Source organism: Streptosporangium sp. H16 (assembly GCF_051918855.1).
Taxonomy (GTDB): Bacteria; Actinomycetota; Actinomycetes; order Streptosporangiales; family Streptosporangiaceae; genus Streptosporangium.
On the sequence record NZ_JBPXMD010000062.1, the window covers coordinates 1 to 14,072 of the forward strand.

The 14,072-nt window shown below is 68.9% G+C and carries 8 protein-coding genes; 4 read left to right on the plus strand and 4 right to left on the minus strand.

Annotation, left to right across the window (positions count from 1 at the left end):
* Positions 1-896: 896 nt before the first annotated feature.
* The 4 genes from ACTOQ2_RS42235 to ACTOQ2_RS42250 all read left to right on the plus strand — a co-directional run bounded on the left by ACTOQ2_RS42235 (position 897) and on the right by ACTOQ2_RS42250 (position 8,937).
* Positions 897-2,027, plus strand: coding sequence for a lectin (locus ACTOQ2_RS42235; protein WP_440107408.1), 1,131 nt, complete (start codon positions 897-899; stop codon positions 2,025-2,027).
* Positions 2,028-2,257: 230 nt separating this feature from the next.
* The gene (locus ACTOQ2_RS42240) at positions 2,258-3,361 is read left to right on the plus strand and encodes a LacI family DNA-binding transcriptional regulator (RefSeq protein ID WP_440107410.1); all 1,104 of its coding nucleotides are present in this window, start codon (positions 2,258-2,260) and stop codon (positions 3,359-3,361) included.
* Between the two features lie 709 nt (positions 3,362-4,070).
* Positions 4,071-7,013 (plus strand): lectin, encoded by a 2,943-nt coding sequence (locus ACTOQ2_RS42245; RefSeq protein ID WP_440107412.1) that lies wholly within the window; start codon positions 4,071-4,073, stop codon positions 7,011-7,013.
* 115 nt (positions 7,014-7,128) lie between these two features.
* Positions 7,129-8,937, plus strand: a complete 1,809-nt coding sequence (locus tag ACTOQ2_RS42250; RefSeq protein WP_440107414.1) for a lectin — start codon at positions 7,129-7,131, stop codon at positions 8,935-8,937.
* A gap of 84 nt (positions 8,938-9,021) precedes the next feature.
* Here the strand turns inward: ACTOQ2_RS42250 and ACTOQ2_RS42255 are convergent, their stop codons facing one another.
* The 4 genes from ACTOQ2_RS42255 to ACTOQ2_RS42270 all read right to left on the minus strand — a co-directional run bounded on the left by ACTOQ2_RS42255 (position 9,022) and on the right by ACTOQ2_RS42270 (position 13,825).
* Positions 9,022-10,716, minus strand: coding sequence for an amylo-alpha-1,6-glucosidase (locus ACTOQ2_RS42255; protein WP_440107416.1), 1,695 nt, complete (start codon positions 10,714-10,716; stop codon positions 9,022-9,024).
* A gap of 35 nt (positions 10,717-10,751) precedes the next feature.
* Positions 10,752-11,570 carry a carbohydrate ABC transporter permease gene (locus tag ACTOQ2_RS42260; RefSeq protein WP_440074083.1) on the minus strand — a complete coding sequence of 273 codons (819 nt, stop codon included), beginning with the start codon at positions 11,568-11,570 and terminating at the stop codon, positions 10,752-10,754.
* A complete protein-coding gene (locus tag ACTOQ2_RS42265; protein ID WP_440107418.1) occupies positions 11,567-12,430 on the minus strand; it encodes a carbohydrate ABC transporter permease in 864 nt (287 codons plus the stop codon). Before ACTOQ2_RS42265 ends, ACTOQ2_RS42260 begins: the two co-directional genes overlap by 4 nt.
* 120 nt (positions 12,431-12,550) lie before the next feature.
* On the minus strand, positions 12,551-13,825 hold the full coding sequence (locus ACTOQ2_RS42270; RefSeq protein ID WP_440107420.1) for a sugar ABC transporter substrate-binding protein: 1,275 nt from the start codon (positions 13,823-13,825) through the stop codon (positions 12,551-12,553).
* Positions 13,826-14,072: the final 247 nt, after the last annotated feature.

Here is a 14,072-nt window from a genome sequence, read left to right on the forward strand (position 1 = left end):
CGCCGGCGACCAGTACCCGGCGAAGACCCCCGAGGGGTCGCCGGGTGCCGGGCGGGGGTATGGCGTTTGTGCCCATGCCTGAGCCTCCATAACTGCATCACAGAAACGCGGAAGCGGATAATCACGAGGGGAAATCCGCAGGATCGACGCCGCGTCCCGTCACAAGGGAACGCACACCACCGGGGCGTCGCGGCCGACGGCCCCTGCCGCCCACCACCGACTTGGCAGGGGGCCGTCTCGGGGACTCAGTGTGGAAACTATTACAAAATGTGTCAAGCACATCCAGAAAGGTTCTGTCTCACCGCCCGCCGCCCATCTCCTGACCCCTGAGAAGCCGCGGTTCCGCCCCCTGGGCCGAGACGTCTCTTGTGAAATTTTCATCACATCGACCTGTCCGGCCCGATGCGGCGAGCCGTGAAGCACCAGATGAGCCGTGCTTGCCTTCTCGCTTCTTCCGGCACGCCATGTTTCGTACTCTTGACAGCTTCTCCCTACCTAGTGTTTGCTCCGCTCCACCACCACAACCGTTCGACGGACAAGGAGCCACGACCAGCAGGCGGAATGTTAGCGCTCACATCCTGTTGTTCCCCTCAAAAGACATGCTCGGCGATCGTGGATCCCGGACAGACACCACATCCGCGGGTTCCCTCCCCCTGACGGTCGCCGATCTCTTGACAGAAGGCTTTTCCGCACGGCGAAAGCTCGGATCAGCCTGATGCATCGGGTCTCGCGGCCCTCGGGCGACCGGGGACACCTGCGAGGCGCCCGAGTCGCCACGCCCGACCGCCACGCCCGCCACCACATGACATCCGTTGGCGAGCGACCCGAATACAGACCGTTAGCGCTACACGAGCTGTCAGCAGTAACTGCTCTCAGCTGCCGGAAAGAGGTTGAGCATGCGTGGGTGGAGCCGGTGGTTCGGTGCGGCGCTTCTGGCCGTGACCATGGTCGCCCTGGGCGCGGTGACGCAAACGAGCGTCGCCGGCGCGGAGTCCAACGGCGGAGTGCGGGTCATGCCACTGGGAGACTCGATCACCGAGGGAACGCAGGTGCCGGGCGGATACCGCATCGGTCTGTGGCAGCGGCTGGTCTCCGGGCGGTACACGGTGGATTTCGTCGGGTCGCAGTTCAACGGGCCGGCCGGCCTGGGCGACCACGACCATCAGGGGCACCCCGGCTGGCGTATCGACCAGATCGACGCGAACATCACCAACTGGGCGCGCACCTACAACCCGCGCACGGTGCTGCTGCACATCGGCACCAACGACATCCTGCAGAACTACAACGTGGCCGGCGCGCCCCAACGGCTGTCCACCCTGATCGACCGCATCACGACGACGGTGCCGGAGGCGGACGTGTTCGTCGCCACCATCATCCCGCTGTCCAACTCCGGGCAGGCGGCCGCCGCCCGCACCTTCAACGCGGCCATCCCCGGCATCGTGCAGAACAAGGTCAACAGCGGCAAGCGCGTCCACCTGGTCGACATGCACAGCAAGCTGACCACGTCCGACCTGATCGACGGCATCCATCCCACCGCCGGCGGCTACGACAAGATGGCCGCCGCCTGGTACGCGGCACTCCAGTCGGTCCCCGGCACCATCGGCCAGCCCGGCGGCCCCAGCCCGACGCCGACGCCCTCGCCCACGAGCGGGATCCGCGGCGTAGGCTCGGGCAGATGCCTGGACGTCGCCAACGTCTCGCAGGCCAACGGCGCGCTGACGCAGATCTGGGACTGCAACGGGCAGGTCAACCAGCAGTGGACGCCGACCGGCGCGGGTGAGCTCCGGGTGTACGGCAACAAGTGCCTGGACGTGGCCAACATGAGCACCGCCGACGGCGCGCAGGTGCACATCTGGGACTGCAATGGCCAGAGCAACCAGAAGTGGCGCCTCAACGGCGACGGAAGCATCACCGCCATCGGTGCGAACAAGTGCCTGGACGTGCCCAACTACTCCACCGCCAACGGTGTCAAACTCCAGATCTGGTCCTGTAACGGTGCCCCCAACCAGCGCTGGACCCGCGTCTGACCCGGGTGAGGAGCGCGGGGCGGTCTCAGGCGAGGGCAGGGCGGGAGCCGGCCCCGGGAGGCCGCCCCGGCGGGGGTGAAGTCGGCACGCCGTACTCATCGGCGTTCGTGTCCGGCCTGCACGGTGACGCGTGAAGTTCTCGGCGCAAAAGATGTTAGCGCTCACAGTCTTCCTGGATCGCATGAGAGGAGCGCCGGGTGGGACCTGGCCCGAGGCGTCGTCCGCCCATCATGGCGGACGTGGCGAAGATGGCGGGCGTGTCGCACCAGACGGTCTCGCGTGTGCTCAACGACCATCCCAACGTCAGCGAGGAGACTCGGGCCCAGGTCCTGCGCGCGATCGACCTGCTGGGCTACCGGCGCAATCTCGTCGCACGAGCACTGGTCACCAGGAACTCCCGCCGCCTGGGTGTGGTCAGCTTCGACACGACGCTGTACGGTCCCGCGAGCACGGTCTACGGCATCGAGCAGGCCGCCAGGAACGCGGGCTACTTCATCAGCATCGTGAGTCTTCGGACCATCGACAGGGCAAGGGTGCTCGACGCCATCGGCTATCTGACCGAGCAGGGCGTGGACGGCATCGTCGTGGTCGCCCCACAGCGTTCGGCGGCCGAGGCGCTGGAGGACATGCCCGCCGGCATGCCGGCCGTGGCCGTCGAGGGTGGGCGGACGGACGGTGTGTCGGCGGTCAGCGTCGACCAGGTCGAGGGTGCCATCCTGGCGACCCGGCACCTGCTGGACCTGCAGCACGAGACGGTCTGGCACGTCAGCGGTCCGGTCAACTGGCTGGAGGCGGAAGGCCGCGCGCACGGTTGGCGCGAGGCGCTGACCACCGCAGGCCGTCCGGTCCCCGACCTCCTGGCCGGCGACTGGAGCCCACGCTCCGGCTACCGTGCCGGGCAGCGGCTGGCCGCGATGATCGACGAGGTCACCGCCGTGTTCGTGGCCAACGACCAGATGGCTCTGGGCGTGCTGCGGGCCCTCATGGAGCGAGGGGTGAGAGTCCCCGGCCAGATCAACATCGTGGGATTCGACGACATCCCGGAGTCGGAGTTCTTCTCCCCTCCTCTCACGACCGTCAGACAGGACTTCGGGGCCGTGGGCAGGCGCAGCATCGACATGCTCGTGCGGCAGATCGAGATGGGGGAGCCGTACGTGCGCGAGCGGCACGTCGTGCCTCCCCGTCTCATTCTCAGAGCCAGCACGGCGACGGTGCGCTCGTCGCCCACGGAAGCAGGAAAGGAGCTCCGCGCGGCCCGCCCCGGGCCGGTCGTCGACGTCGGCGCCAGGGCGGAGATCCGGCGCCTGCGCCGGGGACCGGCGCAGGGGGAGTAGGCCTTGCCGCCGCCGGATCTCGCCGCGGTGGTCGTCGAGGTCGCCTTCATGGCGGATCAGGCGGTTCCGGATCAGTACGACACATATGAACGTTTCATGCGGGAGGTTTCGGTGCGGACGGCAGTATGGCGGACATCGTCGCAGGTGAACGCGAAAAGCGGCTCACCGCGGCCAGAATCTCGGTGTGCATATTGTGAAATAAGTAGGCTTAAGACCTTGACGGGCATAAGTGGTCGGAACGTAATTGGTAGTGAGGTTCCGGGCGCTCCTTCCGGTACCTCCCTGGCCGGATCACATGAGCGGGACGTGGAGGCGCTTCGCGGCCTTCCACGTCGTGGTCGGCCATGTCGACATCCACCGCCTTGCCGCACCACGCCCTCTTTCGTGGTGTCACCGGCGAGGCACGCCATCCTGGGAGAAGCACGTGCCCGATCGAACGAGCTCCGCGGACAAGTTCCGCGGACGAGGTCGGCCCCAATCCGGCGTGGCCGCCCCCGTCGGCGTCGTGATGACCAGGAGACCGCCTCCACTGGCCCACCCGTCACGGTCGTCATGCCGCGGAGCGGCATGATCCGGCCGCCCTCGTAGCCGGATCCGCGCAGCCGTCGTCGTACACCTCCCCGTTCGACGACGGTCTCCTCCTCGGGAGGGTTTCACCCACCTGAGGAGGACGTGACCTGACCCACCCCCCACCCCCGAAGGAACCACTGTGCAACCACCTTCGCCCGCCAAGGGGCGCAGACCGGTCCTGACCGGTATCATCTCCGCGGCGCTGGCCGCGGCGTTCACCCTCGTCGCCCCGGTCACCTCCACCCTCGCGGCCACCCCCGCCCTGCACGCGTCGTCAGCCGGCGCCGGCGGGGCGGGTGCGCAATCCCAGGCGCTCGCGCTGAACATCCCGGCGTCCGACTACCAGCAGGTGCCGCTCGCGTCGGGCGGCGGCGAACTGGGCGAGGCGATGTCACTGGCCGTGCTGCCGAACCGATCGGTCCTCCACACGGCACGCGACGGCACGTTGCGCGTGACCGACGTCAACGGCAACACGAAGGTGGCCGCCAGGCTCAACGTCTACGCCCACGACGAGGAGGGCCTCCAGGGGGTGGCGGTCGACCCGAACTTCGCCACGAACCGGCACGTCTGGCTGTACTACTCGCCCCGGCTGAGCACGCCGACCGGCGACGCCCCGGCCACCGGCACCCAGGCGCAGTTCGACCAGTGGAAGGGCGAGTTCTACCTATCTCGGTTCACCCTCAGATCGGATGAGACGCTCGACACGGCCAGCGAGAAGGTGGTCCTGCGGGTCGCCAACGACCGCGGCCAGTGCTGTCACGCGGGCGGCGACCTCGACTTCGACGCGCAGGGCAACCTGTACCTGACCACCGGCGACGACACCAACCCCTTCGAGTCGGCCGGCTACTCCCCGCTGGACGAGCGGACCAACCGCAATCCCCAGTACGACGCCCAGCGCTCGGCCGGCAACACCAACGACCTGCGCGGCAAGCTCCTGCGGATCAAGCCGCAGGCGGACGGCACCTACACGATCCCCAGCGGCAACCTGTTCGCGCCGGGGACGGCGAGGACGCGGCCGGAGATCTACGCGATGGGTCTCCGCAACCCGTTCCGGATGAGCGTCGACAAGGCGACCGGCGTCGTCTACCTGGGCGACTACGGGCCGGACTCGGGGTCGACCAACTCCAACCGTGGGCCGAGCGGGCAGGTGGAGTTCAACCGCATCACCGCCGCCGGCAACTACGGCTGGCCGTACTGCACGGGTTCCAACACCACCACCGAGACCTACAACGAGTGGAACTTCGCCTCCAACAGCACCGGCCCGAAGTACAACTGCGCGGGGGGCCCGACCAACAACTCCTTCCGCAACACCGGCCTGACCACGCTGCCCCCGGCCAAGCCGGCGTGGATCAAGTACGCCGGTGACTCCGGCTCGCCGCCGGAGTTCGGCAGCGGCTCGGAGTCACCGATGGGCGGCCCGGTCTACCGGTTCGACCCAAACCTGAACTCCAGCATCAAGTTCCCCCAGGTGCTCGACGGACGGTTCTTCGCCGGCGAGTACGGCCGCCGCTGGATCAAGGCCATCGAGGTGAGGTCCGACGGCGGTTACGGGGAGATCTCCGCGTTCCCCTGGTCGGGGACGCAGGTGATGGACATGGCCTTCGGTCCCGACGGGGCGTTGTACGTGCTGGACTACGGCACCGGAAGCAACAACCAGGCGCTCTACCGGATCGAGTACATCGGCCAGGCCGCGAACCGCAACCCGATCGCCAAGGCCTCGGCCGACAAGACCTCGGGACCGGCTCCGCTGACGGTGAACTTCTCCTCGGCGGGCAGCTCCGACCCCGAGGGCGGCGCGCTGACGTACTCGTGGAACTTCGGCGACGGCACCACCTCCACCGCCGCCAACCCGACCAAGACCTACACGGCCAACGGCTCGTACACCGCCACGCTCACCGTCCGCGACCCGCAGGGGCTGCCCGGAGGCTCGAGCGTCGCCGTGTCCGTCGGCAACACGGCCCCGACCGTGACGCTCACGACCCCCGGCAACGGCCAGCTGTTCTCCTTCGGTGACACGGTGCCGTTCCAGGTCACCGTGAGCGACCCGGAGGACGGCACGATCGACTGCTCGAAGGTGACGGTCACCTACTCGCTCGGCCATGACAGCCACGCCCACCAGATCACCTCCAAGACCGGCTGCAGCGGCTCCGTCGCGGTGCCGGTCGACGGTGAGCATGACACCGCGGCGAACATCTACGGCGTCTTCGTGGCCTCCTACACCGACGGGGGCGGCCTGACCGCCACCAGCAGCCGGACGCTGCAGCCACGGCACCGGCAGGGCGAGCACTTCGGCGCCCAGCAGGGCGTGCAGACGGCCGACCACGCCAGCGCCGAGGGCGGCAAGACCGTGGGCTTCGTCGACGACGGCGACTGGATCTCCTTCACGCCGTACAACCTGAGCGGCGCCAACAGGTTCACCGCGCGGGTGTCCTCGGCGGGCGTGGGCGGCCGGATCGAGGTCCGCGCGGGCTCGGCCACGGGCACGCTGCTGAGCACGGTCAACGTCGGGAGCACCGGCAGCTGGGAGACCTTCGCCGACGTCTCGGCGAGCCTGAGCGGCGCGCCGAGCGGCGCCACGACGCTGTACCTCGTCTTCCGCGGCGCGACCGGCCAGGGCTACCTGTTCGACCTGGACGCCTTCACCTTCGGCACCGGTACGTCGCCGACCCCGACCCCGACACCGACGCCTTCCGGTGACACGAGCGCGTTGCGGGGCGTGGCGTCGGGCCGGTGCCTGGACGTCTCCGGCGCCTCGCAGACCAACGGCGCCGTGGTGAACATCTGGGACTGCAACGGGCAGGCCAACCAGCGGTGGACCTCCAACAGCTCGGGTGAGCTGCGGGTCTACGGCAACAAGTGCCTGGACGTGAGCGGGGCCGGGACGGCGGACGGCACCGCGGTGCTCATCTGGGACTGCAACGGGCAGAACAACCAGAAGTGGCGCTTCAACTCCGACGGCACCATCACCGGGATCGGCAGCGGCAAGTGCCTGGACGTGTCCGGCAGCGGCACCGCCAACGGCACCAGGGTGCACATCTGGACCTGCCTGGGCGCCAACAACCAGAAGTGGACCCGCGTCTAGGCGATCCGCCACACCGCACGACCTCGACCACACCACGAGCACGTCATCGATGTGGCGCCCGGCGCGGCCCGGCTCATCGCCGGGTCACGCCGGGCGCCACGACGGAAGGACATCCATGTTTCGACATCTGACCCCCGCCGCGCTCGGGCGCACCGGGGGTGGCAGCCGGAGGACCTCCGTGCTGCGACGCCTGTCAGTAGCCGCGGCGGCGTTCGCCGCCGCCGCCGCCACGACCCTGATCCCCGCCGCTCCCGCCCAGGCCGCCGCCTTCGAGGTGCTGGTCTTCTCCAAGACGGCCGGGTTCCGGCACGACTCGATCCCCGTCGGGATCCAGGCCATCCGCGACCTGGGGGCCGCCAACGACTTCACCGTCACCGCCACCGAGGACGCCGGCGTCTTCAACACGTCCAACCTCGCCCGGTACAAGGCGGTGGTGTTCCTCAACACCACCGGTGACGTGCTGAACGACAGCCAGCAAAACGCCTTCCAGTCGTACGTGGACGGCGGGGGCGGTTACGTGGGGGTGCACTCGGCCGCCGACACCGAGTACAACTGGCCGTACTACGGGCAGCTGGTGGGCGCCTGGTTCAACAGCCACCCGGCGATCCAGCAGGCCACCGTACGCAACGAGGACCGGGCGCACGCCGCGACCGCTCACCTGGGGACGACCTGGACGCGGACCGACGAGTGGTACAGCTTCCGGAGCAACCCCCGCCCGAACGTGAAGGTCCTGCAGAACCTGGACGAGAGCACCTACAGCGGCGGCGGCATGGGCGACCACCCGATCACCTGGTGCCGCCCGATGGCGTCCGGCCGCTCGTTCTACACCGGCCTGGGGCACACCCAGGCGTCGTACGCGGACTCGAACTTCCGCACGCTGCTGCTGGGCGGGATCCGGTACGCGGCCAAGGCGACCAACGCCGACTGCCGCCCGGAAACCGGCTACACGGCGTTGTACAACGGGTCGACGACGGGCTGGACGCAGGCCGGGCCGGGGTCGTTCACCAACAGCTCCGCCACGCTGACCTCCCAGGGCGGCATGGGCATGCTCTGGTACAACGCCAAGGAGTTCGGGTCGTACTCGCTCAAACTCGACTGGAGGCTGAACGGCGACTCCAACTCCGGGGTGATCGTCGGGTTCCCGGCCACCAGCGACCCGAACACGGCGCTCAACACCGGGCACGAGGTGCAGATCGACGCGACCGACAGCCCGGACAAGACGACCGGGGCGATCTACGGGTTCAAGGCGGCGGACATCGCCGCACGCGACGCCGCGCTGAACCCGCCGGGTCAGTGGAACACCTACGAGCTGCTGGTGGAGGGTGAGCGGCTGCAGGTGTTCCTGAACGGCGTGAAGATCAACGACTTCACCAACACCGACCCGGTCCGCTCGCTCCAGCGGGGCTACATCGGCATCCAGAACCACGGGTCCCCCGACGTGGTGGCGTACCGCAACATCCGCATCAAGGAACTGGGCGGCCCGACCCCGACCCCGACCCCGACGCCGACCCCCACCCCGACGCCGACCCCGACCGCCAGCACGAGCGCGTTGCGGGGCGTGGCGTCGGGCCGGTGCCTGGACGTCTCCGGCGCCTCGCAGTCCAACGGCGCGGCGGTGAACATCTGGGACTGCAACGGGCGGTCCAACCAGCAGTGGACCTCGACCGCCTCGGGTGAGCTGCGGGTGTACGGCAACAAGTGCCTGGACGTGAACGGAGGCGGGACCGCCGACGGCTCCGCGGTGATCATCTGGGACTGCAACGGGCAGAACAACCAGAAGTGGCGCCTGAACGCCGACAACAGCATCACCGCGGTCGGCAGCGGCAAGTGCCTGGACGTGTCCGGCTACGGCACCGCCAACGGCAGCAAGGTGCACATCTGGAGCTGCCATGGCGGCACCAACCAGAAATGGACCCGGGGATGACCGCGATGTGACGTGACCCTGGAGCCGGTCCGCCCCCCCGGCGACCGGCTCCAGGGGCGTCCTCGCCGGGCGGGTGCGCGTGGTTCACGACGTCCGGCGTATGTGGGCGGCGGCCAGGATGAGATACGCGCTGGCCGTCCAGGTGTAGGCGCGATCGCGCAGCCCCGTCCCGGTGCGGGCGTCGAAGTTCTCCGCGAATCCCGACTTCTCGCACAGGGCGCGGAACCGGGCGCTGATCTCGTCGGCGAGGACCGTCTGGCCGGCCCGGCGGAGGCCGTCCTCGATCAGGACCGTCGAAGGGGCCCAGATCGGGCCGCGCCAGTAGCCGTCGTCCCGGTAGTGCGGTGAGGTCGGCAGTTCGGTGGCGAGCCCGTACTCGGTCAGGTGGGTCTTGATCCTGGCGGCCAGGGCCGTCCGGACGTGCTGGGGCAGCTCCTCGCCCAGCACGATCGGCATGAGGTCGAGCAGGCTGCTGCTGGTCCAGGTCTCCTCCGAGCCCGCGCTCCGGGTGGCGAACCGGTCGTCGCGCCACAGCCGGGCGAGCATCGCCTCGCCCATCCGGTCGGCCGCCTGCGACCAGCGGCCCGCCTCGCCGGGCAGGGAGAGTTCGCCGGCCAGGCGGGCGAGCGTGCGCATCTGGAGGATCAGGAACGACGCCAGGTCGGCCGTCTCGACGACGCGTTCGGGCGCGAACGTGGTCGCGTTGTCCCATCCGCTGTCGTTGCCGTGCTGGTAGTGGGCCAGTTCGTGTCCGGGCACCCGCCGGGCGGTGAGCCAGAAGGTGGTCCACCGTTCCAGCAGGCGGTAGACGTCGGCTCGTTCCTCTCCCGACACCGGCGGGAGATGCCGCAGGACCCAGCCGTGGATGGGCGGCTTGACGAAGTTGTACAGGATCTCGGAGTGGGTGATCGAGTCGGGCAGCGCGCCGGTGGCCTCCTGGTGGTCGAAGGGCAGCCGGAACTGGTCCCAGGCCAGGGAGGGCAGGCCCTCGGCGAGGGCGATCGCGTTGAAGCAGTGGTCCCAGCTCCACACCTTGTCCATCCAGTGCTTGGACATCAGCACCGCCGGGCGGGTGACGAATCCCGCCGCGCGTACGGTGGCCGACCACAGCACGTAGACGGCGAGCTCGGCGGCGGGTGTCCGGTCGTCCCGCCAGGGCGCCACGGTGTCGAGGTACTCCTCGTAGTCGCGCCGGGCCGCGCCGGCCACCTGCTCGAAGTCGTGCTCGCTCGTGTACGGGGCGCGGGCGGTCTCGAACTCCTCGACGGCGATCTCCCACGCGTCCCCGTCCCCGGTGACCACGACGCCCCGCTCGGCGGTGCCGAGCTCCTGCGCGCCCAGGTGTTCGGTGATCCGCCCGGCCAGGAGCGTGACGCGGTAGCGGCGCCCGGTTTGGTAGACGGTGAAGACCGCGGACCCGTCCCGGGGGTCCCGGAAGAAGTAGGGGCCGCTGAACGGCGTCAGGACCGGGTCGGCGGCCAGCAGCCGCAGGTCGGCTCCGTGTCCGCGCACCCGCACGGTGTCGGTGTTCTCGTAGGCGAGGTCGATCCGCCCGGGGGCGCAGTCCCAGGTGAGCCGGTGCGGGGTGGCGGTGACGACGCTGCCGGCGGTGGGGACCAGCCGCAGGATCGGGTGCATGCCGGTCTGGTGGGAGACCAGGTGGACGTCCCGGGCGTAGGTGTTCTCGCCGATGACCGGCGAGAAGCCGAACCAGGACCCGCGGAAGCTGAACGGGATTTCCCGCAGGGAGAACACCGGGCCTGTGGCGGCGGCGGTCATGAAGTGACGATCCTTTCGGTGGGAGGGTGACCCGGTCAGTCCTTGACGGCGCCCGAGGTCACGCCGGCGGTGACGTAGCGCTGTGCGATGACGAGGAGAACGACCGCGGGTATCGACGCGACGACGGCGGTGGCCATGATCGCGTTCCACTGCTGGTTGTTGTTGCCGATGTAGTGGTAGATGCCCAGGGTGATCGGCTGGTGGTCTCCTCCGCTGTCCAGCGTGCTGGCGAAGATGAAGTCCGACCACGCCCACAGGAACGCGAACAGCGACACCGTGATGATCGCGTTGCGGCTGACCGGCAGGACGATCGACCAGAAGGCCCGCACGGCTCCGGCGCCGTCCACGCGAGCGGCCTGGAGGAGTTCGTGCGGGATGCCCGACATGAACGTGGTGAGGATGAGTACCGCGAAGGGGACGGCGAGGGTGGAGTCGGCCACGATCAGCCCGGGGAGCGTGTTGAGCACGCCGAGGTTGAGGAACATGGCGTAGAAGCCCATCGCCATGATGATGCCGGGGATCATCTGCGCGATCAGCAGCACGAAGCTCAGGGCCCTGCCGCCGCGCGGGCGCAGCTTGGCCAGCGAGTACGCCGCCGGGGCCGCGATCGCCAGGGTCAGCAGCACCGTCCCCAGCCCGACCACCAGGCTGATGCCCAGGTAGGGAAGCTGCTGGTCGAGGACCGCGCGGTAGCCGTCCAGGGTTCCGTGTACGGGGAACCACGACGGCGGGCTCCTGCGCATGTCGCGGTCCCGGGTGAACGACACATTGATCATCCAGTAGACCGGGAACAGCATCACGCCGGTCAGCGCGAGTCCGATCACGGTCTTCCACCAGCGGCGCGGGGTGCTCATGAGAGGTCCTGCCTTCGCTGGAGGCGGATGTAGAGAAGCCCGAAGACCAGCGCCATCGCGATCAGGATGTTCCCGACCGCGGCTCCCGGGCCGAAGGACGGCACCAGGTTCCCGAAACCCAGCCGGTAGGACCAGGTGGACAGGGTCGTGGAGGAGCCGCTCGGCCCGCCCTTGGTCATGATCCAGATGATGTCGAACACCTTCAGCGTGTAGACCAGCCCGAGCAGCAGCGTGATCGCCGAGACGGGGCGCAGCAGGGGGAAGGTCACGCTCCAGAACCGCTGCCAGCCCGACGCGCCGTCCAGGGCGGCGGCCTCGTAGACGGACGGGCTGATCGACTGGAGGCCGGAGTAGAGGATCACCAGGTTGAACGGGACGCCGATCCAGATGTTGGCGGCGATCACCGACCACAGCGACCAGTCCGGCGAGGTCAGCCAGTTGACCGGGCCGACCCCGAACACGCCGAGCACCGCGTTGACCACACCGGAGTCGCTGTTGAGCATCCAGGCCCAGGTCGAGGACGACACGATCAGCGGGAGCAGCCACGGCACCAGGAACAGGGCGCGCAACGTCGCCGACAGCGGGAAGTTCCTGACGAAGAACAAGGCCAGGGCGAGTCCGACGGTGAACTGGAAGGCCAGTGACACCACCGTGAACACCACGGTCTGCCACAGCGCGGGCCCGAACGTGGCGTCCTTGATCACTTCGATGTAGTTGGCGAACCCGGTGAAGGGCGCGTCACCCTGGACGAACGAGCGCACCGTGTAGTCGCGCAGGCTCAGCTCCACGTTGCGGAACAGCGGGTAGGCGTAGAACACCAGTAGATAGACGGTGATCGGTACCAGGAAGCCCCATGCCACCCACCGATCCGACCTCCACCGGGCCGCTTTCCGGTGGCCCCGTCCGTCGGGGACGGGGCCACCGTCGGCAGGGGCCGGGCGCCGGGTGGGTGCCTGGGCGATTCGGCTCATGGTCCGGGCCTACTGGATCGCGCTCGCCGCCGCGGTCTGCGCGTCGGTCATCGCCTGCTCGGGGTTCTTGGCCCCGCTCAGCGCCGCCTGCACCGCGCCCCACATCGGTTCGGAGATCTTCGGGTACTTGGTGCCGAGGTCGTCGCCGGTACGGCCCTTGGCCGCCTTGACCGCCTCCACCCACACCGCGAGCTCGGGATTCTCGGTGCTCTGCCGTGCCTGGACCTGGTCGGTGGGCGCGATGTACGACAGCGCCGTCGCCGTGGCGAAGGAGTTGTCGGTGCTGGTCAGGCACGTCACCAGCTTCTGGGAGGTGGCGTAGCGCGCCGTGTCCTGCTGGACGGGGACGCTGACGAACTCGCCGCCGGTGGGCGCCGCGGCGGTTCCGCCGTCCTTGGCCGGAACCGGGATGATGCCGTACTTGAAGCCGGTCTCCTTGGCGTTGGCCAGCTGCCAGGTGCCGTTCTCGGCGAAGGCGTAGTCGCCGGTGGCGAACTCCTGCCAGCTGGTGGTCTGGGTGTTGTTGATGACCGAGTTCGGGGCGAGCCCCTTCTTCAGCCAGCCGGTCCACAGCGCCACCGCCGACACGCCCTGGGGGGAGTCGAGCTTGGTGAGCTGCGCGCCCGAACCCCAGAACCAGGGCAGGAACTGGAAGCTGCCCTCTTCGGTGCCGATGGCGGAGAACGTGATGCCCTTCTTGCCCGCCGCCTTGACCTTCTCCAGCGCCGCGGTCAGCGACGCCCAGTCCTTGACCGAGGCGATGTCCACCCCCGCCTTGTCGAGCACCGCCTTGTTGTAGTAGAGCGCCAGGGTGTTGGCCCCGATCGGGACGCCGTAGGTGTTGCCGCCGCTCTGCCCGGCCGCGAGGAGGTTGGGCGAGATCGCCGAGATGTCGAGCTTGTTCTCCGCGGTCGTGGTCAGCACGCCGGCCTCGGCGAGCGTCGACACCACCGGGTTGTCGACGATGAGCACGTCGGGGGCGTTGCCCTGCTGCGCGGCGAGCAGCGCCTTGTTGGTCAGGTCGGTGGTGTCGTAGCCCGTGCGTTCGATCGTCACGCCGGCCTGGGTGCCGCAGGTGTCCAGCAGCTTCACCCAGTCGGAGGTCTTGTCGTACTGCGGATAGGGGTCCCAGACGGTGTACGTTCCGCCGCCCGCCGCCTGGCTGGAGGCCGCCGCGGTGCCCTCGGTGCCCGCCGTGCCCTCGGTGGAGGAGGGGGTCGAACAACCGGCCAGGCAACTGGCGGCCAGGAGAGCCAGGCCCGCGCCGAGCGTGTGTCTGCTCAATCCTGCTGATCTCGGTGCCGACATGGATCCGGCCGTCCTTTCGGGGGCAGGTGATGTGGGTACGGTGAAGTTCGTTGCTCGCACGGTTCCGGCCTCCGTTGACCGGCGTCACACGCCTGTTTCCGCTTGATGTCGAACCGATGGTTCGAATCGGTTCGACTGAACCTAAGGCGATGTCGTATTCACGTCAATGGGTCGTCCGGGGCCTCCTCGCCCGGAAAGCCATTCTTCCTGGTCAGATCGTGAC